Raw genomic sequence first — 25,855 nt, 5'->3', positions numbered from 1 at the left:
GCGGTGCAGGACTCCTTGCCCCTTCGAGACGAACCTCGGGGCTGGGAGGTCGCGTCGCGCGAGGTCGAGGTGGATCGGGCCCTGGGGGACGTCCGGCTCGACGTCGGCGTCAGCGGCGCGCAGCCGACGGGAGCCAGCGTCGCTCCCGTCGAGGTCACCGTTTCGGACCTTGGCCGACAGCGCCCCGCTCTACCGGGCTCGTCGCACCTCCACGAGCTGCGGAGTGGACAAGACATGGGCGAGGTGGAGACGGCGAGCGCCGAGCGCTTGGCGAACGAGGTCGATGGTTTGCCGCGCGTCGAGCGTCTGGCGACCCGGGCGTCCGGCCCCGAGCTCGGGCGGGCGCCTGAGCGGCAGGTTGCCCCGCCGCCGAGCTTGGCGACGCCGCAACCGGAGACTGGGAGGCCGAGCGTTCCGCCCGCCGGCGTCCTCCTTCCGTCGGAACCACCCGACCGGAGCGCGATCCTCGATCCTGTCCGGCTCATGCCAGGTCGTCAGTCCCCGTCCCAGCACGGTGCAAGGATGGCCGCGGAGGCGGACGCCAAGGTCGTCATCGACGGGGCTGCTCCCACCGTGCTCCGACGAGAGACGCACTTTGCGCCGGTCATGCCCTCGACCGTCGGGCTGGCGCTTCGATCTGCTGCAACGGAGCTGCTGCCTCCGGTTCGAGCGGCGGAGGTTGCGGCCGCGCCGGACGACGCGCCGTCGGCCCCCATCGAACAGCTCCAACGGACGTTGGAGCGCGTCCTTGCCGAGCTTCGCTCGGCTGCGGAGGCTGGTCCGGTCCGCAGCGGTGCGGCTGATGTGCCAGCCGCACGCAACCCCGGCCTCGTGGGCCCGGTGCGGGTGGTGGAGCTTCAGCTTCAACCGGCGACGCTCGGCACGCTCTCCGTCACCATGCGACTGTCGCCGACCGGCCTGAAGGTGAGCGTCGTTGCCACCACGCGTGAGGCCGCGGCCCGACTTGGCGAGGACCGGGCCGAGCTTGTTGAGCTCGTGCGTCGGGCCGGCTACGAGGCAGCGGAGATCACCGTCAGCGAGGCCGGCCTCGCCGGTGGGGGTGGGGAGCCCGGTGGCGGCAGGGACCGCGACGCGGAGCAACGCGACCGCGACCCCACCGAAGGGAAGATGTCCGCGCTCGAGGACAGGGATGACGACCGTCTCGGCGGACGCTCGATCATCGTGTGAGCGGTCCGTCCGGATCGCGTCCGGGACGCGGACGGCTCCCTCGGGCGCACCCGACCCGACCACGACGCTCGCTACGCCCGACTGCATCACCGCTCGCCGAGCCTGCGGAGTGGCGATGCACTAGGGAGGCGGATCCCTCCAAGCCTCGGTCGGAGCCGACGAAGGCATGGGGTCCGGCCAACGTCCTTCCCGCCCTCTGCCTCGCCGCAACCGTGAGCTCCCGGATGGGCGACCGACGCCAGGTGATCGTCGGGGCACTCGGGCGCCCCGTCGAGCAAGATGCGAAGGGCGGCGGCGGATGGTCGTCGCGAGCCAACAACCGGAGCATTCATCCACGTCATGGACCTTGCCGAGGCCCATGCGGCGGCGCTGGAGTGCGTCGGGGGGCGAGCGCGACGCCCACGTGTTCAATGCCGCGACAGGAGGCGGCGCGCTTGCCGAGGCCCATGCGGCGGCGCTGGAGTTCGTCGGGGGGCGAGCGCGACGCCCACGTGTTCACCGTCGCGACCGAGGGCGGCGCGGTTGCCGAGGCCCATGCGGCGGCGCTGGAGTGCGTCGGGGGGCGAGCGCGACGCCCACGTGTTCAACGTCACGACGGGACGCGGCGCGCTTGCCGAGGCCCATGCGGCGGCGCTGGAGTGCGTCGGGGGGCGAGCGCGACGCCCCACGTGTTCACCGTCGCGACAGGAGGCGGCGCGCTTGCCGAGGCCATGCGGCGGCGCTGGAGTTCGTCGGGGGGCGAGCGCGACGCCCACGTGTTCAACGTCGCGACAACGGGAGGCGGCGCGCTTGCCGAGGCCCATGCGGCGGCGCTGGAGTTCGTCGGGGGGCAAGCGCGACGCCCACGTGTTCACCGTCGCGACAGGAGGCGGCGCGGTTGCCGAGGCCATGCGGCGGCGCTGGAGTTCGTCGGGGGGCGAGCGCGACGCCCACGTGTTCAACGTCGCGACAGGAGGCGGCGCGACGGTGCTCAAGCTCGTGCACGCCTTCCGGACGGCGACGGGCATCGACTGCGCGGTCCGCGAGGAGGCGCGCAGGGCCAACGACATCGCAGCCTCGACGGCGCTCCACGAAGGAGGATGCGTCTGCGCCTGCTCACGACGTCCGCGCACCGCTCGTCGTCCCAAGTCGTCGAGCAACGGGATGGCGATCGGCTGGGCGGCGGGCCCGGGGCTTCGCCGTCCGGCAGAAAGCAAGGACCCGCGTCTGACAACGCAACACGAACTCTCTGTCTGTCATGCGTCGCGCGCCGAGCCGATGTTGCGGTGGCAGTGCGGCCTTCAACGCTCCGCAACGTCCGCGGTGCGATCCGGATGTCGGACCGCTGCGGCTGCGCCCCACATCGGAGGGACGACGCACGTCGCCGCGTCCGTCTGGACGCAGTCGTGCCGTAAGGGGAGTTTCCCAAGATCCAACAGGCCGATCCGCCGTGCGGTCCCAGTGTCGAAGCGGCAGCGACCCCCGTCTCGATCGCACGAAGGAGGTCACCGTGTCAGCCCGGACGAGCTTGCAAGGTCAGGGCGCCACGCGCGCTTCGACAGGCTAATCAGTATCAGTCGTGCGGTCCCCAGCGTCGGCGCTGCGGCAGCGAGCCACATCGGCCGGACAGTGTCACCGCGTCCGACCGGACGAGCTGGCTCCGTAAGGGAGCTACGGTCGCTTCAACGGACGGAGCCCTCAACGGACGGAGCTCAACGGACGGAGCCGCCTCAACGGACGGAGCCGCCTCAACGGACGGAGCCGCCTCAACGGACGGAGCCGCCTCAACGGACGGAGCCGCCGAGACGGACAGAGCCGCCGATCGGCAGCCGTTGGGGAGCCGCTGACGCGCCCCCTTGGTCATCAAGCTGGCTCAGTTGGCGGTCGTCGCCGGCGGAGCCACGGTCGCAGGCGGGGTCGTGGTCGGCGTGCTCATGGTGCCGGGCATGTTGCGCGCAGCCGATGCCTCGGCCTCGCGCCGCTCCTCCTCCGCGGTGACGAAGGCGGGCGCGGCCTCCAGCTCTTCGGCGGTCGCGTCGAGCATGAAGGTCAGCTCGCCGTTCTCCTCCTCGGAGATCTCGAGCCGCGACAGCTCGATGGCGACGTTCTTCTCACCGACGCCGAGAAAGCCGCCCACGCCGATGACCACGCCCTCGACCTGGCCGTCGGCGCCGAGCACCATGTCGTTCACGTCACCGATCTCCTCGTCGGCGGCGTTCATGATGACGGCGTCCATCATGGTCGACGCGAGGTAGGTGTCCGGGGACTGCTCGAAGATCTGACCCGCCACGGGCGTCCCTTCCGCAACCTCCTCCGTCTCCACCTCGGTCGGCTCGACGACGGTGACCTCGGCATCCGTGGTGGTGGCGTCCTGCATCGCCTCCCCGGCGGAGGTGGCGGCGTCGGCGGTCGCATCCGCCGCACCCTCGACCGCCTGGCCGGTCGCCTCTGCAGCGTCCCCGGTCGCCTCACCGGTGGCCTGCGCCGCATCCTGTGCCGCGCCTCGCCGGTCGCCTGGGCCGCGTCCTGCGCCGCCTCGCCGGTCGCCTCGGCCGCGTCCTCGGCGGCTTGACCCGCATCCTCGGCTGCCTCGCCCGGCTGGACGATCGTCACGTTATCCTGGGTCTGCTGCGCCAGCGCGGGAGCGGCCGGGAGGAGAACCAGAGCGGACGCGGTCGCCAGCCAAAGGGTCTTGTGCGAAGACATGATCGTGCCTCTTCGATCGTGTGGCGCCAGAACATGGCGCCCTGGCGGCCCCGCAGCCACTCGTGTTGCTTGAGGCGACGCGAGCAGTTGGCCAGAGCAGGTCCCTAACCTGCGAGGGGTCGCATACGTTCCCAAGAATCATTCCAGTTTTTTCCCAACAAGCGCGGTTTGTTGCGATCGTGGCCGCCTCGGCGGGGTGTTAAGTTGTTGCGCCGGCAAGCCTTGCCACCCGTCACGGTTGACAGAGGCGGGATGCGGGTGGCGGATGGCGCAGCGCCGTCGGGCCGGCCCTTCGCGGCGCGAGGGCACCGCAGCGGATCCACCGTGGACCAGACCACACCGACCCACCTCGCCGCGTCAGACCCCGCCGAGCCCAGGCCGCGCGGGGTCGCCGATCACGCCACGGCGGTCGACTGGCTTAAGGCCCGAGGCATCCAGGACGTCGAGTGCATCGTCCCCGACACGGCCGGGGTCGCGCGCGGCAAGATGATGCCGACGGAGAAGTTCGCCCGCTCCCCGTCGATCACCATGCCGACGTCGATCTTCGCCCAGACCATCGCGGGCAGCTACCCGGACGAGGACGGCGACTTCGTCTACGACCCGACCGACGGCGACCTCATCTTCGACCCGGACTACTCGACGCTCGCCATCGTGCCGTGGGCGTCCGACCCCGCGGCCCAGCTCATCCACGACGCTCGTCACAAGGACGGGCGCCCGGTGGACCATGCCCCACGGCAGGTGCTGAAGCGCGTCGTCGAGCTCTACGGCCGGCGCGGTCTCGTGCCGGTGGTGGCCCCGGAGATCGAGTTCTACCTCGTCAAGCCGAACACCGATCCCGACTACCCGCTCGAGCCGCCCATCGGCCGCTCCGGGCGGCCCGAGATCGGCCGGCAATCCTTCTCCATCGCGGCGGTGAACGAGTTCGACGACCTGTTCGACGACATCTACGACTACTCGGAGGCCCAGGGGCTCGAGATCGACACCCTCATCCACGAGGAGGGTGCCGCGCAGATGGAGATCAACCTCCTGCACGGTGACGCGGTGGACCTTGCCGACCAGGTGTTCCTGTTCAAGCGCACGATCCGCGAGGCGGCGCTGCGGCACAAGATGTACGCGACCTTCATGGCCAAGCCGATGTCCGGCGAGCCGGGCTCGGCCATGCACATCCACGCCTCGCTCCTCGACCAGGAGACCGGTCGCACGATCTTCTCGGACGGTGAGGGCAACCCCACCAAGGAGTTCTTCCACTTCATCGCCGGACACCAGCGCTACCTGCCGCACGTCATGTGCATCCTTGCACCCTACGTGAACTCCTACCGCCGCCTGGAGCGCTACTCGGCGAGCCCGACCAACGTGTCGTGGGGCTACGACAACCGTACCGTCGGGCTGCGCGTGCCGCACGGGCCGCCGCAGTCGCGTCGCCTGGAGAACCGCATCCCCTCGTCCGACGCCAACCCGTACCTTGCCATCGCAGCGTCCCTCGCCTGCGGGCTCTTGGGGCTCGAGGAGGGCGCGCATCCGGACGAACCCGTGGACGGCTCGGCGAGCGACCTGCCGTTCGGCCTGCCGCGCGGGCTCATCGAGGCGGTGACGCTGTTCGAGGAGTGCGAGCCGCTCAACGACATCTTCGGCAAGAGCTTCGTGTCCACCTTCCGCGCCATCAAGCAGGCCGAATACGAGACCTTCATGCGGGTGATCAGCCCGTGGGAGCGCGAGTACCTCCTCCTCAATGTGTGACCGCACCCGTCAGTGGACGTGTCGCGCGACGCTGGTCGTCGATGGCTCCGTGCCAGCGCGCGACCGTGCCGTCGCCGACCTGAGGCCGTCGGAGCGTGCTCCCCTTACGGCGCGCTGGCCGGCGCGTGCGACACTCGCCAGCGTCTGCACGCCACGCTGATGCCCGACACGGTGTACGCGCAGGACGCGCCGAAACCGGCGCCCGCGCCGCGGCACGACATGCCGGAGCGCGCCGACGTCGTCGTGGTCGGCGGCGGGCTCACCGGGCTGTCGGCGGCGCTGCACCTTGCGAGGGTGGGCCGTCGCTGCGTCCTGCTGGAGACGGGTGAGCTCGGTGGGGGCGCCTCGGGTCGCAACGGTGGTCAGCTCCACCCCGGCCAGCGGCGGGACCAGGTCTGGCTGACCCAGCGCCTCGGCGAGGCCGTGGCGGACTCCCTGTGGGAGCTCGGATCGGAGGCGGTGGCGCTGGTTCATGCCCTGCGCGTGGAGCTCGGCGCCGACTGCGACTGGCGACCCGGCGTGATCGAGGCGGCCCACTCGCCTTCTGCCTTCGACGACGCACGAGCCTACGCCGACCACCTTCACGAGCGCTACGGCGTGCCGCCGCGCATCCTGGACCGCGTCGCCCTCGCCGAGGCGATCGGCTCCAGGCGCTACGTGGGCGGCACCTACGACGACGTGGGCGGTCACCTCAATCCCCTCGCCCTCGTCACCGCGCTCGCCGGTGCGGCGGAGGCAGCGGGCGCGCAGCTGTTCGAGACGACCCTCGCCGAGCGTGTCGACGTCGCCGCGAAGGGCGTGCGCGTCAGCGCGCGACGGCGCGGCGCGAGCGCGCACGTCATCGCGGCGGACGCGGTGCTCCTTGCGGGCAACGGCACGCTGTCCGGCCTCGAGCCGAGGGTCGCCACCCGCGTCCTGCCGCTCGTCAACCACATCGCCGCCACCCTGCCCCTCGACGCCTCGCCGATCCCGGGGGGCGAGGCCGTGGCCGACACGCGTGCCGTGATCCGCTACTTCCGCGTGGACAGCCAGAACCGGCTGGTGTTCGGCGGCGGCGAGAGCTACGGCCCGCCGCCGACGGACGCCGCGGCCGTCGGCGCCATCGTGCGACCCTACCTCGCGGAGGTCTATCCCGGCCTCGCCGACGTCCCCTTCGCGTCGGCCTGGTCCGGCACGCTCGGCATCACGCGCACCCGCTGCCCGCTCATCCGCCGCCTCGAGCCTGGGCTCTACGCGGCCGTGGGCTACTCCGGGCAGGGGGTCGGGCTGGCGACGTTCGCCGGCAAGGTGATCGCCGATGCCATCGCCGGCGATACCGCGCGGCTCGACGTGTTCGAGCACCTGCCGGTCCCGCCCTATCCCGGCGGCGCGCGCTTCCTCGGCCCCCTCGCGACGCTCGCCATGACCTGGTTCGCCCTGCGCGACCGGCTCAGCCTGCCGACGCTGCCGGGCCGCGCGCGGACCTGACGTCGACTGCGCAGCCGATCCTTGAGGTCGACCACGCTCGGCTTCCTAGGTCCGGCGCAGCAACCGAGCTTCGTCGAGCGCCGTCCGCACGCGCTGGAGGCGCGGCAGGAGCTCCGCGAACACCTCCGCACCCAGAGCCTGCTCGAGGTCGCAGAGTGCCGGTCCGAGCCGCGCGATGGCCTCGTCGCGCGCCTGCCGACCCGCCTCGGTGAGGAAGACGCGCTTGCCCCGGCCGTCGAGGGGATCGGGACGGACGTCCACCAGCTTGCGGCGCTCCAGGCGCTGGACGGTGTTGGTCATCGCGCCCTTCGACACCTGGAACGCGAACGCGAGCGAGGTGAGCGACTTGTCGTCGCCGAGCCTCACCATGTGGTTCAGCACCGAGAAGTGCGACACCAAGAGACCGTCCGGCAGGACGGCCTCGAACCGCGCGCGGGCGAGCTGCTCGATGATGCCGATCTCGTTGAACACCGCGAACAGCAGCGTCCCCGGGTCGGGCTGGGCTTCGTCGGCCAGTCGATCCCCCGCGCGTGTTGCATCATCCGATGAGCCGCGAGCGGGCGGGCCAGCGCGGGCTCGGAGGCACCTGGGGACCGTACCCCACGCGGGCGAGCATTTGCACCGTCCGCGGCGCCGTGGCCCCCAGCGCGTCGTGCACCGCCTCGCGGAGCGTCGCCATCTCCTCGTACTCCTGGAGGGCCTGGCTGAGCGGATGCACGGCAAGGCCGACGGCCGTCGCTGCGAGGTTGACCCGCAGCCAGTCGCGCCCGGCGGCGAGCTGCTCGGCTCGCGAGTTCTCCGGGGTCGTGAGCCAGACGAAGCCCCGAGAGGAACTCATCATATCGCGGTAGGATTCGAGCCCGGTCGTGTACGCCATGGTGCCGGGCTCGGAAATGGTTTCGCGCGTGAGGAGGCCCGCCAGCGCCAGCGCCTCGAACATCGGCCCTCCGAGGTCGACGCCGTCCGGGTTCGCCTCGATCTCAACGCGCCCGATGCGTATGAGGTCGACGCTCTCCTGCCACGTGCGCGGCGTGCGGGCCTCGACGAGCCAGCCTTGCCAGGCAAGATCCTTTAGGCGGTCCACGTGCGCCGGCTCCAGCGTCCCGGCGAACGTCGTGTGGTGCGTCGCGCGTCCGAGGCCCGCGATGGTCGGCTCGCGCACCGGGCGATCGGTGAAGGGTTCCTTGGTGGTCCGGCGCTTCAGCACTTCGGCGAACAAGGGATCGAAGCCCATCGGGCGTTCGGCAAGCGTCAGCTGCGCGACGGGACGCGCATCGAGGCGAGCATCGGACGCCGGCGCGCCCTCCGGGAACGGGAGGAGTTCCACCGCAAAGCCATCGTGTTGGGCGCCAAGCGAGTAGAGCTCGACGAAGGCGCCGAGGCCGATGGTGATCTGCCGATCGAACGGGTCGGTCATGGGGAGCCGGCGGTCGAGGTCGCAGTAGACGAGCGCCTGATCCTCGCCGACCAGCTCTACGAGCCACGGCTGACGATTGTGCGGGTTGGGTGCGAGGACCGCCCACTCGAGCGCTCGCACGCGCGGGTCCGCCGCCGTGCCGGGCTCCTGCCACGGCGTGAGCGCCCTGGTCGGGGTGCGTGTGAAGGCGAACGCCGCTCCGCCGCCGATCGCGATCGCCGTGACACCGCCGAGGCCGAGCAGCACGCTGCGCCGAGTGACCATGTCGCCCTCCAATAGTTCAACATCAAAACTATGTAGTTCAACGTTGAACTTCATGCAAGAGCTTGCGACGCGTGCGTTCCGGAACATCTGTTGCGCATGCCCAGACCCCTCGCCCTAGTGACCGGCGCCTCCGCCGGGATCGGTTCCGCCCTCGCCCGCCGCATCGCCGCCGACGGCTACGACCTCGTCCTCGTCGCCCGGCGCGAGGACCGCCTGCGCGCGCTCGCCGACGAGCTGCCGGTGGAGGTCATCCCCGTCGCGCTCGACCTCACCGAGCGTGATGCGCCCGCCGCGCTTCAGGGCGAGGTGGCCGCGCTCGGCCGGCCCCTCGACGTGCTCGTCAACAACGCGGGCTTCGGCCATGCGGGGCCGTTCGCCCAGGCGCCGCTTGAGCGTCAGCTCGGCATGATCGACCTCAACGTGCGCACCCTGGTGGAGCTCACCCATCGCCTCCTGCCGGCGATGGTCGAGCGGTCCAGCGGCGCCGTGCTCAACGTCGCCTCCACCGCCGCCTACCTGCCGGGCCCGAACGTGTCGGTGTACTACGCCACCAAGGCGTTCGTTCTGTCCTTCTCGGAGGCGCTTTGGCAGGAGCTGCACGGCACGGGCGTCACCGTGACCGCCCTGTGCCCGGGACCCACGCGCTCGGAGTTCGGCTCGGTGTCGGGCATGGACCGCTCCTTCCTGTTCAAGAACGCCAAGCGGATGTCTGCCGAACGCGTCGCCGCCATCGGCTGGCGCGGCACGCGGGCCGGGCGACGGGTCGTCGTGCCGGGGCTCATGAACAAGGTCGGTGCCGTCGTCACCACGCTGATGCCGAGCCGCCTCCTCCTGCCCATCGTGGAGCGCGTCCAGCGCTGAGCCGCCCGTCGCACCGCCGCTCTCCCGGCACGGTTGCACGAGGCACCTCGCCGGGCCATGGAGGGCATCACGCCGCGGCTCGGGCGTGCAGGAGGACGATCGTGGCGGAGGCAGCGCTCGCGGAGCGGACGGGCGCCCTGCCGTTCCGCAACCATCCCGACCGGGCGGCGGCGATCGGCGAGGCGCACGCGCGTCCGCCGCTCTCGCTGCACGTCCCCTCGACCATCCATCACCTCGCCTTCGCCTGCGTCGGCAGGGACGTCGCCGGCGAGCTCTATGGTGCGGTGTTCGGAGCGCCCAACACGACGGCAGCGCGGCACACCATCCTCGCGCGCGATGGGCTCACCATCAAGCTCGAGCCGCACACCGAGTTCACCACCCTGACCCTCGTGTCGTCGGATGGTCGGGCGCCGGGCGAGGACCTCATCGCCCGGATCGCCGGCGACGTCCCCGATGGCGCCGAGCTCCTCGTCTCCCTGCGCGTGTTCGTGGTCGACCGCGCGACCGCGCGGGCGCACCCCCACGACATCGGCGGGGTGCTGCGCGGCAACATCGACGTGTCGTCGTCCTTCCGCGTCGGCCACGACGGCTTCATGGAGATGCACGTCGCGGCGCCCGCCATCGGGCCCGAGCAGCTCGGCCGGCGCGTGCAGCGCGTCCTTGAGCTCGAGACCTACCGCGTGATGACGCTGATCGGCCTGCCGACGGCGCGGCGCATCGGCCCCATCCTGTCGCAGCTCGAGGCCGACCTCGCCGAGGTCACCAACGCGCTGACCTACGGCGAGGAGGGCGACGCGGCGATCCTCGACAAGCTGCAGGACCTGTCCGCCCGCACCGAGGCCATGCGCTCGGCCACCCGCTTCCGCTTCTCGGCAAGCCGCGCGTACGCCGCCCTGGTGGACGAGCGGCTCCTGTCCCTGGACGAGGAGAAGCACGGCGAGCGGCCCACCCTGTCGGGCTTCATCCGTACCCGCCTCGCCCCGGCGGTGCGCACCATCGCCTCCACCGAGCAGCGGCAGGAGGAGCTGTCGATGGCGGTCGGCCGCGCGCTCGACCTGCTGCGCACCCGCGTCGACGTCTCCATGAACAAGGGCAACCAGGAGATCTTGCGCTCAATGAACGAGCGCCAGCAGCGGCAGCTCGTGCTGTCCGAGGCAGTGGAGAGCCTGTCGGTCATCGCCATCAGCTACTACCTCCTCGGCCTCCTCGCCTACCCGGTGGACGCCCTGCTGGACGCTGGCGTGCTGCCGATCTCGAGGACGCTCGCGCTCGGCCTCCTCGCCCCGGTGGTCGTCATCGGGATCTGGAGCGCGCTGAAGCGCGTGCGCCGGCACTGGCGCACCGACTAACCGCGCCACGCCGGTGCAGCCTCGGCCGTTCAGAAGAGGTCCGGCCGCTCGATCCTCAGCGCCTGCAGGCACACCACGGCCTTGCCGTCGCGCAGCCGGCCGTCCTGCCAGGCGGCCCACAGCTCGCCGATCGCCCACTCCTCGACGTCGAGCACCTCGTCCTCGTCCGCCTCGTAGCCCGAGGTGATGCGGTCCGCAGGCGTGTAGGTGGCGAGGAAGCAGTTCATCTGCTCCGTCACCATGCCGGGGATGGGGTAGAACGTGCCGACCTTGCGCAGGTCGTGCACCAGGTAGCGCAGCTCCTCCGCCGCCTCCCGCCGGGCAGCCTCCGCCGCGCTCTCGTCCCCGGGGTCGATGAGCCCGGCGGCGACCTCGAGGATCAGCCCGTCGCCCTCCACCACGTGCACCGGCAGGCGCAGCTGGCGCACCATGAGGCAGGTCCGCCGGGCCGCGTCGTAGGGCAGCACCGCCGCGCCGTTGCCGTGGTCGTGCACCTCGCGCACGACCGTGACTTCGGTCCCGCCGCGCCGGATCGTCGCCTCGTAGAGGTCGAGCGTCATGAAGCCGTCGTAGGCCCGTCGCGTGCGATGCACTGAGTAGGTCTGCTCGGACAAGTCGCCATCCTGAAGCCGTCCGCGAGGTGCTATAACGGCCTGCGTCCGGGTGCGCCACGTCGCAAGCGGGAGGGTTCCATGCCTCAGACCAGCGTCATCAACGACCTGCTGAACGCGATCACCGACAATCGCCTGTTCGGCGAGCGGCGCAAGCCCAAGCGCATGAGCCGCAAGGACCTCACCGGCCTCATCGACGCGCTGTTGTCAGGCCTCGGCGAGGCCTCCTCCATCGAGCGGGCGGCGGAGTTCCTGCGCGCCTACCGCGACCTCGATTCGGCCGGGCGCACCTTCGTGTTCCGCACGCTGGCGGCGGACTACGGACCGGAGCCGGACCGCCTCAGCGAGGCCGCCCGGGACTACGTGGAGCGGCCCGACGCGCGCACCGCTACTGCGCTGCGGGAGGCCGCCGAGCCCCGTCGCATCGAGGTGTTCCGCCGGCTCAACCAAGTGACCGGAGGCACGCAGGCGCTCGTCGCCATGCGCTGCGAGCTCCTGGAGCGCCTCGCCAACCACCCGGACCTTTGGACGGTGGACGACGACCTCAGGCGCATGTTCGAGGAGTGGTTCAACCGCGGCTTCCTCCTCCTCAGGGAGATCGACTGGCAGACGTCCGCCGCGATCCTTGAGAAGATCATCCGCTACGAGGCCGTCCACGCGATCCGCGGGTGGGACGACCTTCGCCTGCGCATCGACGTCCCAGACCGCCGGCTGTTCGGCTTCTTCCACCCGCGCCTCGGCGACGAGCCGCTGATCTTCGTGGAGGTCGCGCTGACCGCCGACATCCCCGGCGCCATCGGGCCGATCCTCGCCCACGAGCGCCGGCCCATCGACCCGAGCCAGGCGACGACGGCGGTGTTCTACTCCATCTCCAACTGCCAGGAGGGGCTGCGTGGGATCTCCTTCGGTGCGTTCCTCATCAAGCAGGTGGCGACGGACCTTGCGGCCGAGCTGCCGAACCTCAAGTCGTTCGTCACGCTGTCGCCGGTGCCGGGCTTCGCGCGCTGGCTGCGCGAGGAGGTCGCCCGCCCGACCAGCGCCGTCGACGAGCCGACGCGCACGCTGCTGTCCGGGTTCGACGTCGGATGGCTGGAGGACCCCGCGCGGGCCAAGGCCGCGGAGGCCGCGCTGATGCCGCTCGCCGCGCACTACCTCATCGAGGCCAAGGATGAGCGCGGACGTCCTGTAGATCCCGTGGCGCGGTTCCACCTCGGCAACGGCGCGCGCCTCGAGCAGGTGAACTTCGCCGCCGACCGCTCCGAGCGCGGCCTCGGCACCGCGCACGGCGTGATGGTAAACTACCGCTACGTCCTCGCCGACGTGGAGAAGAACCACGAGGCCTTCGCCAACGACGGCAAGGTCGCCGCGGCGAGCGCGGTCGCTCGCCTGGCGCGCTCGGTCAAGGTCGCCCCGCGCGAGGCGAGCGATGCCGTGCCGCAGCTGCCGCCGCCCGCCGCCTCCTCGCGCGAGACGGACGACGTGTCGGCCTGACCGCCCGCCAGTCCGGGCCGGCCGGCATCGCGCGGCGGGTCGCCCGCGGCGCTTTGTTGAGCGGGCGCGGAGCCCGCGCTACACCCTCGCGCCGAAGCGGGGGGCACCATGGCGAAGGCGGACAGGGACACTCGGCCGAAGGCGCGGCTGCCGCGCGGGTTCGCGGACCGCTCGGCGCCCGAGATACGCCGCGTCGCCGCGATGATCGACACCATTACCCAAGTCTATGAGCGCTGGGGCTTCGAGCCGGTGGAGACGCCGCTCGTCGAGTACGCCGACGCGCTCGGCAAGTTCCTGCCGGACGAGGACCGGCCCAACGAGGGCGTCTTCGCATTCCAGGACGACGACGAGGCGTGGCTCGCGCTGCGCTACGACCTGACCGCGCCCCTCGCGCGCATGGTGGCGCAGAACTTCGAGCGCACGCCCAAGCCCTACAAGAGCTATCGGGCCGGCTGGGTCTTCCGCAACGAGAAGCCAGGGCCGGGCCGGTACCGCCAGTTCATGCAGTGCGACGCGGACATCGTCGGCGCCGCCTCGCCCCTCGCCGACGCCGAGATCTGCATGATGGCCGCCGACACCATGGAGGCGCTCGGCTTCGCGCGAGGCGAGTACGTCATCCGGGTCAACTCCCGACGGGTGCTCGACGCCATCCTTGCCGACATCGGCCTCGGCGAGGGCGACCCGCGCCGGTTGATTGTGCTGCGCGCGGTCGACAAGGCGGACAGGTTTCCGCTCGTGGAGGTCGCAAAGCTCCTCGGCCCTGGTCGTAAGGACGAGAGCGGCGACTTCACCCGCGGCGCCGGGCTCACCGAGGCTCAGGCCGAGACCGTGCTCGGGTTGCTCGACCCGTCCGCCGAGGCACGACTGTCCGCCGACCTCGTCGCGATCGGAGAGGCGGTCGATCGTGCTGGCTACGGCACGGTGGTCGTCGACCCCTCGGTCGTCCGCGGGCTGGAGTACTACACCGGCGCGGTGTTCGAGGCAGAGCTGACGTTCCAAACCACCGACGACGAGGGCCGGCCGGTGCGCTTCGGCTCGGTGGGCGGCGGCGGGCGCTACGACGGGCTCGTCGGGCGCTTTCGCGGCGAGGACGTGCCGGCGACCGGCTTCTCCGTCGGCGTCTCGCGCCTCGCCGCAGCGCTCGCGGCCCGCGCGGGCGCGGCGGCGGAGCGGGGCCCGGTCATCGTCACCGTCATGGATCGCGACGACGTCGGCGCCTACCAGGCGCTGACCGCAAGGCTACGCGCCGCGCTCAACACGGGCGGCACGGTGGTCCCCGTCGAGATGTACATCGGCGACAGCGGCATGAAGGCGCAGCTGAAGTACGCCGACCGCCGCGGCGCGCCGTGCGTCCTCATCCAGGGCTCGGACGAGCGGGCGCGCGGCGTCGTCCAGTTCAAGGACCTCGCCGCTGGCAAGGTTGCGAGCCGGGCGATCGGCGACCGCTCCGAGTGGGTCGCCGAGCGCCCCGCCCAGCACGAGGTGCCGTACCGGGACGGCGACGTCAGCGCGATCGTGGCGGCGGTGCGCCAGATCCTGTCGTGAGCGAACGGCTCTGGGCGACCTTGACGGCGGCGAGCGACCTCGTCGTCACGCCGCCCCTCCTGCAGCCGGCGGACATCTTCGTCGACCTCGCGGGCGAGGAGTTCCGACGGCGGCTCTTCACCACCGAGGACGGCGAGGGCCGCACGCTGTGCCTCAGGCCCGACTTCACCATCCCCGTGTGCAGCGAGCACCTCGCCTCGGGGCGCGCCGCGCCGACCACCTACGCCTACCAGGGCAAGGTGTTCCGCAAGCGCCGCGCCTCCGGCGAGCCTGAGTTCAGCCAGGCCGGCACCGAGTGGATCGGCCACGCCGACGAGATGGCGACGGACGCGCGCCTGTTCGCCCTCGCCATGGACTGCGCGGGCGCGGTCGGCCTCGCATCGGTCGTGCGCGTCGGCGACGCCCACGTGTTCGACGCGCTGACCGCCGCGCTCGGCCTGTCGCTCGGCTGGCGCGGGCGCCTCGGCGCGGCATTCGGCGACCCGGCACGGCTCGCCTCGGCCCTCGCGCGGCTGGCGCGGCAGGGGCCGGCGGAGGGGTTCGTCGCGCGCCTCGCCCCCGCGCTCGCCAGGGTCGACGCGGCGCAGGCGCGGGCCATCGTCGATGCGATCATCGGCCTGCCCACGGCCTCGGCGCCGGGCGGGCGCACCGACGCCGACATCGCCGAGCGGCTCTTGGAGCAGGCCGCAGGCGGCGCCGCGGGGCACGCGGTCGAGGTGATCGAGCGCTTCCTCGCCCTCACCGTGCCCCTCGACCGGGCGACGGACACGCTGTCCGCGTTCGCGCGCCGCGAGGGCGTCGACCTCGACGCGACGCTCGCCGCCTTCGCCGCCCGCGCCGACGCACTCGTCGCGGCCGGCATCGACACCGCGGCGATCACCTTCGACGCCGCGTTCGGCCGCCGCATCGGGTACTACACCGGCTTCGTCTTCGAGGTCGCCGACGCTGCCTGGCCAGACGGCGAGGTGATCGGTGGCGGGCGCTACGACAAGCTGATCGCGCTCCTCGATGGCGGACGCTCGCTGCCCGGCGTCGGGTTCTCGGTGTGGCTCGACCGGTTGCCGGAGGACGCGTGAGCGACCTCGTCCTCGCCGTCCCTTCCAAGGGGCGCCTCCAGGAGCAGGCGCTCGAGTTCTTCACCCGCTCGGGGCTGAAGATCGACCGGGCGCGCGGAGGGCGGGACTATCGCGGCGCCGTCGGCGGACTTGAGGGCGTCGAGGTCGTGTTCCTGTCCGCGTCGGAGATCGCCCGCGAGCTCGCCGCGGGAAACGCCCACATGGGCCTCACCGGGCTCGACCTCGTCCACGAGACGCTCGACGATCCCCACGAGCGCGCCACCCGCGTCCACCTCGTCGCACCGCTCGGCTTCGGTCCGGCCGACGTCGTCGTCGCCGTGCCGTCGCGCTGGATCGACGTCGACACCATGGCCGACCTCGCCGACGCCGCCGAGATGCACCGGGTGCGCCACGGCCGCACGCTGCGCGTCGCCACGAAGTTCGTGAACCTGACACGACGGCACTTCGCGGCCGCCGGCTGCGCGGACTACCGCATCGTGGAGAGCCTCGGCGCCACCGAGGGAGCCCCCGCGGCGGGCACGGCCGACCTCGTGGTCGACATCACAACGACCGGCGCGACGCTCGCGGCGAACCAGTTGAAGATCCTCTCGGACGGCGTGATCCTGTCGTCCCAGGCGACGGTCGTCGCCTCGCGCGTCGCGTCATGGAGCTGCCGCGCGAGCGCGCTCGCCACCACCATCGCCGACCGGATCGCCGCGGAGATGCGTGCCCAGGCGGTCCTCGAGCTGCGCGCGATCCTGCCCGATCCCGCCACGGCCGCCGCCTGCGCCGCCGAAAGGTACGGCGCGGTCGCCCCCTTCGGCGCGGCGCCGGCGCCGCTCACGCTGCACGTGCCGCGTCGGCGTGCGTCGGAGTGCGCGGCCTACCTGCGCTCGTGCGGCGCGGCCGCGGTCGTCATCGTCCAGGTCGCCGACGTCTACGAGGACAACGAACTTACCGATGCGCTCCTCGCCGCCCTGCCGCCTACTCGCGATTGAGGACGGCGAGAAGCGCGTCCGCCGCGCGGCTGGAGCGGAAGCGCGCCTTCAGCGCCTGCCGGTCGTAGACCGTCCTGACCCAGTCGGCGAAGGCGATGCCGCGCGCCTCCCCGGTCGCCGCGTAGTCGTCGAGGAAGGCGTCGAGGATGCCGGTCCGCGCACGCCGCACGTGGCCGTAGCGCAGCGCGAGCTGGCGCTTCGCCTCGGCGACCGTGCGGCCCTCCACGACGATGAGCCACAGCGCTGTGGCGAGCCCCGCGCGGTCCGCACCGGACTTGCAGTGGACGAGCACCGGCGTCGCGAGCCGCGGCATCAGCGCAATCGCGACGGTGAGCGCCTCGCGCGTCGGCGCGGCGCGGGACTGGAGCACGAGCCGCTCGAAGGCGAGGCCCTGGCGCCGGCACGCCTCGCGCTCCAAGGGATCGCCGCCGAACCCCTCGGCGCGGACGGACAGCACGGTGGCGATGCCGGCGCGCGCTGCCCACGCGATGTCGCCGGGCGAGGGCTGCGCCGAGCGCCACAGGCGGTCCGTCACGCGGTGCCGGTTGCGGTAGAGCAGGCGCAGGACGCCGTGGTCGGCGAGCATGAGGCTCGCCCATGCCGCGCGCCGGTCGGCGGCGCTCGCGATCGGCTGCTGCCAGCGTGTCGCGCGGGCGTGCCGCCGCGCACGCACCGCCGGCTTGCGCCAGCGGGCGATGGCCTCGCTCAGGGGCATGCGTGCGTCCGCCGTAGCGGGACCGGGGTCGTCATCGGCGCGTGATGCGCCGCGCCGGCCTCCCGTGCAAGGGCGAGGGCGGCGTCAGTCCCCGGCTGCGAGGCCGCCGGGCCGGCGCGGGTCGCTGGCGCCGGTGAGGGTGCCGTCCGGCGCCACCGCGATGGACTGCGTGGCGCCCATGGCGTCGCGTCGGACCACGGTGTGCCCGCGCGCCTCGAGCAGGCGGACGGTGTCGGGCGAGATGCCCTCCTCGACGCGGATCTCGTCGGGCAGCCACTGGTGGTGCACCCGCGGGGCGGCGGTGGCGGCGGCGATGTTGCGCTCGTGCACCGTCCAGTTGAGGATCACCTGCAGCACCGTCGTGATGATGCGGCTGCCGCCCGGCGAGCCCGTCACCAAGGCGACCTCGCCGTCCCGCGTGAGGATCGTCGGCGTCATCGAGGACAAGGGCCGCTTGGCGGGCTCCACCGCGTTCGCCTCCCCGCCAATCAGCCCGTAGGCGTTGGGCACGCCGGGTTTGGCGGAGAAGTCGTCGAGCTCGTTGTTGAGCAGGAAGCCGCCGGGCGCCGCGAAGCCGACGCCGAAGGAGAAGTTGAGCGTCGTCGTCACCGAGGCCGCATTGCCCTCCGCGTCGACAACCGAGAAGTGCGTCGTCTCGTTACCCTCGGCCGGCAGCGCGCCCGGATCGGCGGCGATCTCCGTCGACGGCGTCGCCCGCGCCATGTCGATGCGTGTGGCGATGGTGTCCGCGTAGTCCTGCGACGTGAGCGCGGCCACGGGCACCTCCACGAAGTCCGGGTCGCCGAGGTAGAGCGCGCGGTCCGCGTAGGCCTGCTTCGACGCCTCGGCCATGGCGTGGATCGCGTCGGCGGAGTTCAGCCCGTACTCGGCGAGCGGCACGTCGGCGAGCGTGTTGAGGAGCTGCACCAGGTGGACGCCGCCCGAGCTCGGCGGCGGCATGGAGATGACCTCCGTGTCACCGAACGTGCCGCGGACCGGCTCACGCACCTTGGCCTCGTAGCCGGCAAGGTCCTCGACCGTCATGCGCCCGCCGCGGGCGTTGACCGCGTCGACGAGCCCCTGCGCCACCTCGCCCTCGTAGAACGCGGACGGTCCGCCGTCGGCGATCGCCTGCAGCGTGCCTGCGAGCGCAGGGAGCCGCAGCGTCCGTCCCCCTTCCGGCGCGGACCCCTCGGGGTAGTACGCCGACGCTGCCGGGTCGGCGGTGAGGCGCTCCATCACCTCCGGGGTGGCGAGCGCAGAGGCGGTGTCCTCGCTCACCGTGAAGCCGTCGCGCGCGAGCGTCACGGCCGGCGCCACGAGCTCGGCGAAGTCGAGGGTCCCCGAGCCGTAACGCTCGTGGGCGAGGGCGAGACCCGCCACCGTCCCCGGTACGCCGACGGCGAGCCCGGAGCGGCGGGACAGCTCGGGGTCCGCCTCACCGTCCGGCCCGAGGAACATGTCGCGGTCGGCTGCGACCGGCGCCACTTCGCGGAAGTCCACGGCCGCCGCCTCGCTGGTGCCGGCGAGGTGGACGATCATGAAGCCGCCGCCGCCGATGTTGCCGGCGCGCGGCAACGTCACGGCAAGGGCGAACGCGGTCGCCACCGCCGCATCCACCGCGTTGCCGCCGCGCCGCAGCACGTCGAGCCCCACGCGGGTCGCCTCGGCCTCCTGACTGACGACCATGTGGCGCTCGGCAGTGACCGGATGGAACCTCTCCCCGTCGGCCACGATCTGCGACGCAGCCGGAGCGCTGACGGCGACCGCGAGCGCGGTCACGACGACGCGAGCGACGCCCGCATCGTGCCGCTGCCCTTGAGTGAAGCTCGTTGTTCCGACCATCGCCGTCGCCTCCTCGGCTTGCGGCTGCGTCCGCCTCGGCGCAGCGCGACGGTTCCGATGGTACGCAAAGTTCGGGGGATCGCGAGCGGTTTGACGCCTCTCGGACGACTTCCTAACTACCCCTCGGTTCCCGCGCTGCTGGGATCGAGCCTTGTCCGTGACGCCCATCCCGGTGCCGCGGCCGGTGGCGTTGGGACGTGAGGGATGTCGTAGCCATGCCGTTCAGCCCAAGGCTTGCCGAAGTGGTCCTTGAGCAACTGCCGGTCGCGGTGGCGATCTCCGATCCCAATGCCGAGGACAACCCGATCATCTACGCCAATCCTGCGTTCACGAAGCTGACCGGGTACGAGCGCGAGGCCGTCATCGGCCGCAACTGCCGCTTCCTCCAGGGCGATGAGACCGAGGCCGACGCCATCGCTGAGTTGCGCGCGGGGCTTCACGAGGGCCGGGGCGTGGCGGCCGAGCTGCTGAACTACCGAGCCGACGGCACGCCGTTCCGCAACAGGCTCGTCATCACGCCCCTGCATGACGCCGAGGGTCGGCTCACGCACTTCGTCGGCCTGCAACGCGCCGTCGAGCAGGGCCCGACGCAGGCTGCCTCCCCTGAGGTCGGCACGGACGACGCGCTGCGTGAGATCCATCACCGCGTCAAGAACCACCTGTCCATGGTGATCGGGATGATCCGCCTTCAGGCACGCGGGGGCGACGCAGCGTCGGCGGAGGGCTACTCGACGCTGGCGAGGCGCATCGAGACGCTGCAACTCCTCTACGACGAGATGACGACAGGAGGCACGCGTGACGCGAGCGATCGCCGCATCCCGCTCGGCGCCTACGTGTCGCGCATCGCATCTGCAATCGCATACCTCGACGGGCGCGACGGTCTGCAGCTCAACCTCGACCTTGCGCACGTGAAGGTGCCGATGGACGTGGCGGCGCGCGTCGGCCTCCTCACGTCCGAGCTCCTGACCAACGCCTACCAACACGCGTTCCCGGACCATCACGAGGGAACGATCACGGTCCGCCTCGCCCAGGTGGGCGACGGCCTCCTGCGACTCACGGTTTCGGACGACGGCGTGGGGCTCCCAGCAACGGCGAGCTGGCCCCAGGCCGGCGGCCTGGGCGGCAAGATCGTCAGCTCGCTGGTGAGCGGGCTCGGGGCCGAGCTCTCCACCATCCGCGGCCGGCGCGGCACGACCTTCGCAATCGACTTGCCGGAGGAGACGGCCTCGGTTGTCGACGGCGGTCGCCACGGCGACGGTCGGATCAAGGTCGCCGATCCCCGCACCGACGGTGCCGACGGCGCAGCGCCGGAGGGCGGAGCGCCTCAGGCCGACGGCGTCTCCCATGCCGGCCTCGACGGTGAGGCGAAGGCATCATGAGACCTCGGTCCCCGCTTAGCGAAGCGGTGCCGCAGGGCCGCGTCGCTGACCTCGTCCGGCGCCTCAGCGGCGGTGTGCACCCTCCGGCGACGGGATCTTTGTAAGCGGGGACTTCTCCTCGTGCTTCCGGCTCTGGACGATCTCCTCCCGTACCTGGACGTAGGCGAGCGTTGCGAACAGGACCGTGCCGCCGAGGACGTTGCCGATGAAGGCTGGGCCGATCAGGCCGAACGCGACCCATCCGGGTTCCGCGTGCCCAGCAAACATCAACAGGAACCCTTCGCCCGAACCTGCAACCACGTGGGTGAAGTCACCGAGGGCGATGACGTAGGTGATGAAGAACGTCAGGAAGAACTCACTCCCCTTGGCGGTCGGGATACACCACACCAACGTTGCGATGAGAAAGCCGGCGATGACGCCGTAGCGCAGCGTCTCGAACGGCGTGTGGTCTGTGACCTTCGCCGACACCTCGAGGATCGCCGCCAACTGCGCGTTCGTCACGATGTCCCCCCACGTCAGCATGGCCGCCGCGATCATCGTCCCCACCATGTTGGCGAAGAACACGATCATCCACAGTCGGGCCGTCCGCAGCAGCGCCCGGCCCTTCGGGTTGGCGAGCAGGGGCAGCACCGGAGTGATGGTGTTCTCGGTGAAGAGCTGCAGCCGGCCGAGGATGACGAGCACGAAGCCCAGCGTGTAGCCGATGTCGGCGATCGCCTCGCGTCCCTCGAATGGCGGCAGGGCATGGTGCATCAGCCCCTCGGCGATCACCGACATCATGAGGATGAGACCGGCCGCGATCCCCGAACCCCACAGGGAGAGCGCGGGCCGGTTGATCTCCTCGAGCCCACGCGCGCTGATCGAGGCATAGACGACCTGGGGTCGAGGCCCTGCGCGGCGGATGGCATCCTGCTCCTCGCCGGACGACAGGCTTTCGATGGCAGGATCGGGCTCGTCCTCGTCGACGTCGCGGTCGAACTCTTCGCCGTGAAGCTTTGACATCGGTCGTCCTGTTGGGGGGCATCGTGCGCTAGAAGCGGGATGCGATCCCACTATCATACCACCAACCGACGATCAGCGATGGCGTTCCGGCGCCGCACGGAGGCGCGGTCGGCCTAACCCCGGGCTGCCGGCGCGTCGTCCCCGAGCGTCCCCATGAGCGCCAGGCGGACGATACGCTCCACGGTCTCCGGTGCCTCGATGTGGGGCATGTGACCGATCCCGCGCATGAGGTGCCGGGCGATGAGCGCAGGCGCGTCGATCGCGTGCGACACCGGCAACACGCCGTCCTCGGTGCCCCATGCGAGGGTGATCGGGAAGCCCTTCGCGACGAGGTCGTCGAGCGGCAGGACGCCCTGCCCGTCCCCCTTGGTGATGGCGCCGACGATGGCCTGCAGCGATTGGCGCAGCGCCGCACTCTCGTGCTGCTCGGCGACGAGGCGCGGCATCGCATCGGGCACCGGCGACGCTGGCCCGAAGAAGCTTGGCAGGATCGCCCGGGCCTCGTCCTCCGTGGTGAGCGCGGCGTACTCCCTGAGGAGCGGAACGTTCATCTCACGGCCGAAGCCGCCTGGCGCCAAGAGGATCAAACGCTCCGCCAGCGCGGGCTGGAACAGCCCGACGAGGCTCGCGACCGCGCCGCCCAAGGAGTGTCCGATCAGGCACGCGCGGTCGACGCCGAGCGCACCCAGGCTCGCGATCACCGCCTTGGCGCAGGCCACCGCGTCCGGCGTCGGCGACCAGTCCACCGCCTCGCCGTGCCCCGGCAGGTCGAACGCGATGACCTGCCGCGCGCGCGCCAAGGGCTTCAGCAGGTACGACCACGTGGTGCGGTCGGCCCCGAACCCGTGGATCAGGACGATGGGTGGGCCGCCGCTCCCCAGGGTGCGATGCGGCAGGGGGTTCGTCGCCATGGGGTCCTCCGGCTCTGCCCGACGGTGAACCGCGGGGAGGGCGAGGTCGTCAACCACGCTCACGCCCAGATCGCGATCCTGAGGCCGCGGCCGTCGACGTCCGGCGGGTCTGGGAACGGCCGTGCCACCCCCGCCGCGCAGCCCCGCGCGACGAGGGCGATGGCGGCGGCGTCCACCGCGTCGATGAGCGGTACCCCGCGCGGCAAGTCATGGAAGAACGTCGCCTCGACGCTGTGATCGACCAGGAGCGCGATCCGCTCGGCGAGCCCCTCGCGGGTCGGGACACCCCGCACGCGCTTGGCCGTCGGCATCGCCCGCTCGCCGTTGAGCCGCCAGAAGGCGACCTCGGCGTGGCACTCGAAGACCGTCCCTTGCGTGGCCGCGCTGAGGAGCGCGTCCACCTCGCGGACCTTGCGGAAGAGCTGGAAGGCCTGCCGGCTCACCCTGCGCGGTGGATCGGAGGTCGCGAGCGCCGTGGCGCATGCGGCCGCGTAGTCCGTCTCGAACACGGCGCGTCGGGAGGGGACCGAGAACACCGAGGACTGCCGTGCCGCGAGGAGCGGACGCACGGCCTGCTCGGCCGCGCGGCCCGGACCGACGATCCGCTCCGGCAGCCCGATCGGGATGTCGATGGCGACGACCGCGCCGGACGCGACGAGGCCGTCGAGGCTGGTGCGCAGCGTAAGCTCGGGGCGCGGTGGGCCGACGGGGTCGACGGCGACGACCGCCCAGCCGCGCGGGCAGCCGTCGACGCCGTAGACCCGACCGGCGCCCTCGTTCAGGGCTCGTGATCCCTGAGGACGACGTCGCAGGTGGGTGGGGCGGCGATGGCGGCCTGCGCCGCCGCCAGCGCGAGGGTCGGTCCATCCGAGGCGCGCACCACCGCGAGCGTCGCCGCCGCCGCCTGTCGAAGCGCGTCTACCGACGCCTCCCCCGACAGCCGCGCCGAGAGGTAGACCGCGCTGAAGAGGTCTCCCGTCCCGCGCGGCGCCGGCTCGATGCGCGCGTGCTCGACCACGCGCACGCTCGACTGCTCCACCTGCAGCGTTTGGATGCGCTCCGGCCTCGCCCACGCGGAGGTGACGACGACGGTCGCGACGCCCGTCGCGTGTGCGGCGGTCACCGGGTCGCCGGCCCCGCCGAGGTCCGCGAGCTCGTGGACGTTCGGTGTCAGGATGTCGGCTCGCGGGACGAGGTGCGTGCGGATCGCCGCCAACACGTCGTCCGGCACGTAGCGGCCCCGCTCGTCCCCACTCACCGGGTCGACGAGCACCAGCGCGTCGCGCACGGCGCGCACCCGGTCGATGAACCCGGCCGCCACCTGCACCTGCTCGGCACTCGCAAAGTAGCCGGTGAGGACGCCGTCGGCTTCGCCGGCGTGCTCGGCAAGGTCCGCCAGATGGGCGGCGAGCGCGGTGTTCGGCGTGCGCGTGGATGGCCCGAGGCCAGGGTGCCACGGAAGGAGCACGGTGGGGACCGCCCATACGGTAGCGCCGCGGCGTTCCAACGCGAAGGTGATGGGACGCAGACCCACCGCGCCGCGCATCACCGTCGAGGAGATCGCCACCACCGTCCCAGCGCCCATGCCTACCCCTTGCCGATCAGCCGCCGCGGACGATAGCAGAACGGCGTTGCCGCACGACGAGGTCCGCGGCAGGAGCCCGCCATGCCCCAAGTCCGCCGCTCCATGCTCTACGTCCCGGGCGACAACCCTCGCGCGCTCGCCAAGGCGCCGGGGCTCGCCGCTGACGTGGTGGTCGTCGACCTCGAGGATGCCGTGGCGCCGGACCGCAAGGACGAAGCCCGCGACGCCGCCCGCGACGCCCTCGCCGCCCTTGCGCACGGCAAGGAGGTGGCGCTGCGCGTCAACGGCGCCGACACGCTCTGGCACGAGGCGGACGTGGCGCTCGCCGGCGAGCTCGGCGTCGCCGTGCTCCTCCCCAAGGTGCGCGAGGCCGTCGACGTGGAGCGCCTCGCAGCACGCTTGTCCGCTCCGATCTGGCCAATGATGGAGACCGCCGAGGGCATCCTCAACGCGCTCGCCGTAGCGAAGGCGGCCGCGGCGACGGGTGCGGGGGCGTTGGTCGCCGGCACCAACGACCTCGCGAGCGAGCTCGGCGCGACGCCCGGTGCGGACCGTGCGGCGCTGTCGACGGCGCTCCAGACGATCGTGCTCGCCGCCAGGGCGGCGGGGCTCGACGCCATCGACGGCGTGATGAACGACATCGCCGACGAGGCGGGGCTCGTCGCCGAGGCGCGGGCCGGCCGCGCCCTCGGGATGACCGGCAAGAGCGTCGTCCATCCGGCGCAGGTGGGACCGGTGAACGAGGTGTTCGCGCCGTCGGCGGACGAGGTGGCCCGCGCCCGGGCCGTGGTCGGCGCGATGGAGGCGGCGGAGCAGGAGGGTCGCTCGGTCGCCACCCTCGACGGGCGCATGGTCGAGCGCCTGCACGCCGACGCGGCGCGTCGCACCCTCGCCCTCGCGGACGCCATCGCCTCCCGCGCGTGAGCCTCGGGGCGCCGCTCACCGTCGTCACCTGGAACATCAACTCGGTCCGCGCGCGCATCGACCTCCTGGCAAGGCTCGTGCGCCTGGTGCAACCCGACGTCCTCCTCCTGCAGGAGACGCGCTGCGACGATGGCTCCTTCCCGATGAAGCCGCTCCGCCGCCGCGGCTATCGCCACGCAGCACTGAACGGCCGGGGCGGGCACCACGGCGTTGCCATCCTGTCACGTCGGCCGCTCCGCGACGTCCGGTTCGATCGGCTGGGCGGCATCGACCAGCCCCGGCACGCCTCGGCGGTGGTCGACATCGACGCCGCCGGCGCTGCGGTGCGGCTTCACTCACTCTACGTGCCGTCGGGCGGGGACGAGCCGGACCCTGCGATCAACGCGAAGTTCCGCCACAAGCTCGACTTCCTCGCCGACATGCTGGCATGGGGAACCGCTGCGGCGGGCGAGCCCGCGCTCCTCACCGGCGACTTCAACGTCGCGCCCGACGAGCACGACGTGTGGTCCCACCGCCAGCTCCTGTCCGTGGTGAGCCACACCCCAACGGAGACGATGGCGCTGGAGCGCGTGCGGGCCCGCGGGTGGGTCGACGTCGTGCGGCGCGATCGTCCCGCGCCTCAGAAGGTCTTCACATGGTGGAGCTACCGCAACGCGACGTGGCCCGGGACCAACCGCGGCCGCCGGCTCGACCACGTGTGGGCCTCCCCGCCCGTCGCGCCGCGTGTCACGGTCGACATCCTCGTCGAGGCGCGCGGATGGCCGAAGGCCTCCGACCACGTGCCGCTCGTCGCCAGGATCGCGCCGCCGGACGCGCCGTGACGCAG

At 72.1% G+C, this 25,855-nt stretch carries 22 protein-coding genes; 12 read left to right on the top strand and 10 right to left on the bottom strand.

The window, feature by feature from the left end:
- The first annotated feature begins 522 nt into the window (after positions 1–522).
- Positions 523–1,188 carry a flagellar hook-length control protein FliK gene (locus ACOOE8_RS10045; protein WP_420391342.1) on the top strand — a complete coding sequence of 222 codons (666 nt, stop codon included), beginning with the start codon at positions 523–525 and terminating at the stop codon, positions 1,186–1,188.
- A 1,852-nt stretch (positions 1,189–3,040) separates the two neighbouring features.
- Here the strand turns inward: ACOOE8_RS10045 and ACOOE8_RS10040 are convergent.
- A complete protein-coding gene (locus ACOOE8_RS10040) occupies positions 3,041–3,544 on the bottom strand; it encodes a PRC-barrel domain-containing protein (protein WP_420391341.1) in 504 nt (167 codons plus the stop codon).
- A 653-nt stretch (positions 3,545–4,197) separates the two neighbouring features.
- Here ACOOE8_RS10040 and ACOOE8_RS10035 point away from each other — a divergent pair.
- On the top strand, positions 4,198–5,610 hold the full coding sequence (locus tag ACOOE8_RS10035) for a glutamine synthetase family protein (RefSeq protein ID WP_420391340.1): 1,413 nt from the start codon (positions 4,198–4,200) through the stop codon (positions 5,608–5,610).
- 159 nt (positions 5,611–5,769) lie between these two features.
- The gene (locus ACOOE8_RS10030) at positions 5,770–7,077 is read left to right on the top strand and encodes an NAD(P)/FAD-dependent oxidoreductase (protein WP_420391339.1); all 1,308 of its coding nucleotides are present in this window, start codon (positions 5,770–5,772) and stop codon (positions 7,075–7,077) included.
- Positions 7,078–7,122: 45 nt separating this feature from the next.
- Here ACOOE8_RS10030 and ACOOE8_RS10025 read toward each other — a convergent pair whose 3' ends face one another.
- The gene (locus tag ACOOE8_RS10025; RefSeq protein ID WP_420391338.1) at positions 7,123–7,548 is read right to left on the bottom strand and encodes a MarR family winged helix-turn-helix transcriptional regulator; all 426 of its coding nucleotides are present in this window, start codon (positions 7,546–7,548) and stop codon (positions 7,123–7,125) included.
- Between the two features lie 67 nt (positions 7,549–7,615).
- Positions 7,616–8,812, bottom strand: coding sequence for an Acg family FMN-binding oxidoreductase (locus tag ACOOE8_RS10020; RefSeq protein WP_420391337.1), 1,197 nt, complete (start codon positions 8,810–8,812; stop codon positions 7,616–7,618).
- A 42-nt stretch (positions 8,813–8,854) separates the two neighbouring features.
- Between ACOOE8_RS10020 and ACOOE8_RS10015 the strand changes: the two genes are divergently transcribed.
- Both ACOOE8_RS10015 and ACOOE8_RS10010 read left to right on the top strand, forming a co-directional pair.
- Positions 8,855–9,619 (top strand): SDR family NAD(P)-dependent oxidoreductase, encoded by a 765-nt coding sequence (locus ACOOE8_RS10015; protein WP_420391336.1) that lies wholly within the window; start codon positions 8,855–8,857, stop codon positions 9,617–9,619.
- Positions 9,620–9,720: 101 nt separating this feature from the next.
- Positions 9,721–10,968: a DUF3422 family protein gene (locus tag ACOOE8_RS10010; protein WP_420391335.1), complete on the top strand. Its 1,248-nt coding sequence runs from the start codon at positions 9,721–9,723 to the stop codon at positions 10,966–10,968.
- A 29-nt stretch (positions 10,969–10,997) separates the two neighbouring features.
- On the opposite strand, the gene ACOOE8_RS10005 is transcribed toward ACOOE8_RS10010, so the two are convergent.
- Positions 10,998–11,582, bottom strand: a complete 585-nt coding sequence (locus ACOOE8_RS10005) for an NUDIX domain-containing protein (protein WP_420391334.1) — start codon at positions 11,580–11,582, stop codon at positions 10,998–11,000.
- Positions 11,583–11,660: 78 nt separating this feature from the next.
- Between ACOOE8_RS10005 and ACOOE8_RS10000 the strand changes: the two genes are divergently transcribed.
- The 4 genes from ACOOE8_RS10000 (at position 11,661) to hisG (ending at position 16,668) form a co-directional block, all read left to right on the top strand.
- Positions 11,661–13,070 carry a malonyl-CoA decarboxylase gene (locus ACOOE8_RS10000; protein WP_420391333.1) on the top strand — a complete coding sequence of 470 codons (1,410 nt, stop codon included), beginning with the start codon at positions 11,661–11,663 and terminating at the stop codon, positions 13,068–13,070.
- A 108-nt stretch (positions 13,071–13,178) separates the two neighbouring features.
- The gene (hisS, locus tag ACOOE8_RS09995; protein WP_420391332.1) at positions 13,179–14,615 is read left to right on the top strand and encodes a histidine--tRNA ligase; all 1,437 of its coding nucleotides are present in this window, start codon (positions 13,179–13,181) and stop codon (positions 14,613–14,615) included.
- Complete coding sequence (locus tag ACOOE8_RS09990; RefSeq protein WP_420391331.1) at positions 14,612–15,691, top strand: ATP phosphoribosyltransferase regulatory subunit; 1,080 nt, start codon at positions 14,612–14,614, stop codon at positions 15,689–15,691. Before hisS ends, ACOOE8_RS09990 begins: the two co-directional genes overlap by 4 nt.
- Complete coding sequence (gene hisG, locus ACOOE8_RS09985) at positions 15,688–16,668, top strand: ATP phosphoribosyltransferase (protein WP_420391330.1); 981 nt, start codon at positions 15,688–15,690, stop codon at positions 16,666–16,668. The genes ACOOE8_RS09990 and hisG overlap by 4 nt, the downstream gene beginning before the upstream one ends.
- Here hisG and ACOOE8_RS09980 read toward each other — a convergent pair.
- Positions 16,655–17,383, bottom strand: coding sequence for a fused DSP-PTPase phosphatase/NAD kinase-like protein (locus tag ACOOE8_RS09980; protein WP_420391329.1), 729 nt, complete (start codon positions 17,381–17,383; stop codon positions 16,655–16,657). The genes hisG and ACOOE8_RS09980 overlap by 14 nt on opposite strands.
- A gap of 84 nt (positions 17,384–17,467) precedes the next feature.
- Positions 17,468–19,228 carry a gamma-glutamyltransferase gene (ggt, locus tag ACOOE8_RS09975; protein WP_420391328.1) on the bottom strand — a complete coding sequence of 587 codons (1,761 nt, stop codon included), beginning with the start codon at positions 19,226–19,228 and terminating at the stop codon, positions 17,468–17,470.
- Positions 19,229–19,470: 242 nt separating this feature from the next.
- Here ggt and ACOOE8_RS09970 point away from each other — a divergent pair, with 242 nt between their 5' ends.
- Complete coding sequence (locus tag ACOOE8_RS09970; RefSeq protein WP_420391327.1) at positions 19,471–20,607, top strand: sensor histidine kinase; 1,137 nt, start codon at positions 19,471–19,473, stop codon at positions 20,605–20,607.
- Between the two features lie 63 nt (positions 20,608–20,670).
- Here the strand turns inward: ACOOE8_RS09970 and ACOOE8_RS09965 are convergent, their stop codons facing one another.
- The 4 genes from ACOOE8_RS09965 to ACOOE8_RS09950 form a co-directional block, all read right to left on the bottom strand.
- A complete protein-coding gene (locus tag ACOOE8_RS09965) occupies positions 20,671–21,609 on the bottom strand; it encodes a formate/nitrite transporter family protein (protein WP_420391326.1) in 939 nt (312 codons plus the stop codon).
- A gap of 113 nt (positions 21,610–21,722) precedes the next feature.
- Complete coding sequence (locus ACOOE8_RS09960; RefSeq protein ID WP_420391325.1) at positions 21,723–22,520, bottom strand: alpha/beta fold hydrolase; 798 nt, start codon at positions 22,518–22,520, stop codon at positions 21,723–21,725.
- Positions 22,521–22,579: 59 nt separating this feature from the next.
- Positions 22,580–23,302 carry a DUF429 domain-containing protein gene (locus ACOOE8_RS09955; RefSeq protein ID WP_420394678.1) on the bottom strand — a complete coding sequence of 241 codons (723 nt, stop codon included), beginning with the start codon at positions 23,300–23,302 and terminating at the stop codon, positions 22,580–22,582.
- Positions 23,299–24,105 (bottom strand): bifunctional hydroxymethylpyrimidine kinase/phosphomethylpyrimidine kinase, encoded by an 807-nt coding sequence (locus tag ACOOE8_RS09950; RefSeq protein WP_420391324.1) that lies wholly within the window; start codon positions 24,103–24,105, stop codon positions 23,299–23,301. The genes ACOOE8_RS09955 and ACOOE8_RS09950 overlap by 4 nt, the downstream gene beginning before the upstream one ends.
- Before the next feature lie 81 nt (positions 24,106–24,186).
- Here ACOOE8_RS09950 and ACOOE8_RS09945 point away from each other — a divergent pair, with 81 nt between their 5' ends.
- Together ACOOE8_RS09945 and ACOOE8_RS09940 are read left to right on the top strand one after the other, a co-directional pair.
- Complete coding sequence (locus ACOOE8_RS09945) at positions 24,187–25,029, top strand: HpcH/HpaI aldolase/citrate lyase family protein (protein WP_420391323.1); 843 nt, start codon at positions 24,187–24,189, stop codon at positions 25,027–25,029.
- Positions 25,026–25,850 (top strand): exodeoxyribonuclease III, encoded by an 825-nt coding sequence (locus tag ACOOE8_RS09940; protein WP_420391322.1) that lies wholly within the window; start codon positions 25,026–25,028, stop codon positions 25,848–25,850. The genes ACOOE8_RS09945 and ACOOE8_RS09940 overlap by 4 nt, the downstream gene beginning before the upstream one ends.
- The last annotated feature ends 5 nt before the right edge of the window (positions 25,851–25,855 follow it).

Source organism: Acuticoccus sp. (assembly GCF_965213555.1).
Taxonomy (GTDB): Bacteria; Pseudomonadota; Alphaproteobacteria; order Rhizobiales; family Amorphaceae; genus Acuticoccus.
The sequence above is the reverse complement of the archived record's forward strand: the minus strand, read 5'-3'. Positions and strand labels throughout refer to the sequence as shown.

What these genes read in the sequence shown, in the direction of transcription:
- ACOOE8_RS10045 (WP_420391342.1), top strand. Translation starts at nt 523, where the DNA reads ATGGCCGCGGAGGCGGACGCCAAGGTCGTCATCGACGGGGCTGCTCCC.
- ACOOE8_RS10040 (WP_420391341.1), bottom strand. Translation starts at nt 3,544, where the DNA reads ATGCAGGACGCCACCACCACGGATGCCGAGGTCACCGTCGTCGAGCCG.
- ACOOE8_RS10030 (WP_420391339.1), top strand. Translation starts at nt 5,770, where the DNA reads ATGCCCGACACGGTGTACGCGCAGGACGCGCCGAAACCGGCGCCCGCG.
- ACOOE8_RS10020 (WP_420391337.1), bottom strand. Translation starts at nt 8,812, where the DNA reads ATGAAGTTCAACGTTGAACTACATAGTTTTGATGTTGAACTATTGGAG.
- ACOOE8_RS10015 (WP_420391336.1), top strand. Translation starts at nt 8,855, where the DNA reads ATGCCCAGACCCCTCGCCCTAGTGACCGGCGCCTCCGCCGGGATCGGT.
- ACOOE8_RS10000 (WP_420391333.1), top strand. Translation starts at nt 11,661, where the DNA reads ATGCCTCAGACCAGCGTCATCAACGACCTGCTGAACGCGATCACCGAC.
- hisS (WP_420391332.1), top strand. Translation starts at nt 13,179, where the DNA reads ATGGCGAAGGCGGACAGGGACACTCGGCCGAAGGCGCGGCTGCCGCGC.
- ACOOE8_RS09980 (WP_420391329.1), bottom strand. Translation starts at nt 17,383, where the DNA reads ATGCCCCTGAGCGAGGCCATCGCCCGCTGGCGCAAGCCGGCGGTGCGT.
- ggt (WP_420391328.1), bottom strand. Translation starts at nt 19,228, where the DNA reads ATGGTCGGAACAACGAGCTTCACTCAAGGGCAGCGGCACGATGCGGGC.
- ACOOE8_RS09965 (WP_420391326.1), bottom strand. Translation starts at nt 21,609, where the DNA reads ATGTCAAAGCTTCACGGCGAAGAGTTCGACCGCGACGTCGACGAGGAC.
- ACOOE8_RS09960 (WP_420391325.1), bottom strand. Translation starts at nt 22,520, where the DNA reads ATGGCGACGAACCCCCTGCCGCATCGCACCCTGGGGAGCGGCGGCCCA.
- ACOOE8_RS09950 (WP_420391324.1), bottom strand. Translation starts at nt 24,105, where the DNA reads ATGGGCGCTGGGACGGTGGTGGCGATCTCCTCGACGGTGATGCGCGGC.
- ACOOE8_RS09945 (WP_420391323.1), top strand. Translation starts at nt 24,187, where the DNA reads ATGCCCCAAGTCCGCCGCTCCATGCTCTACGTCCCGGGCGACAACCCT.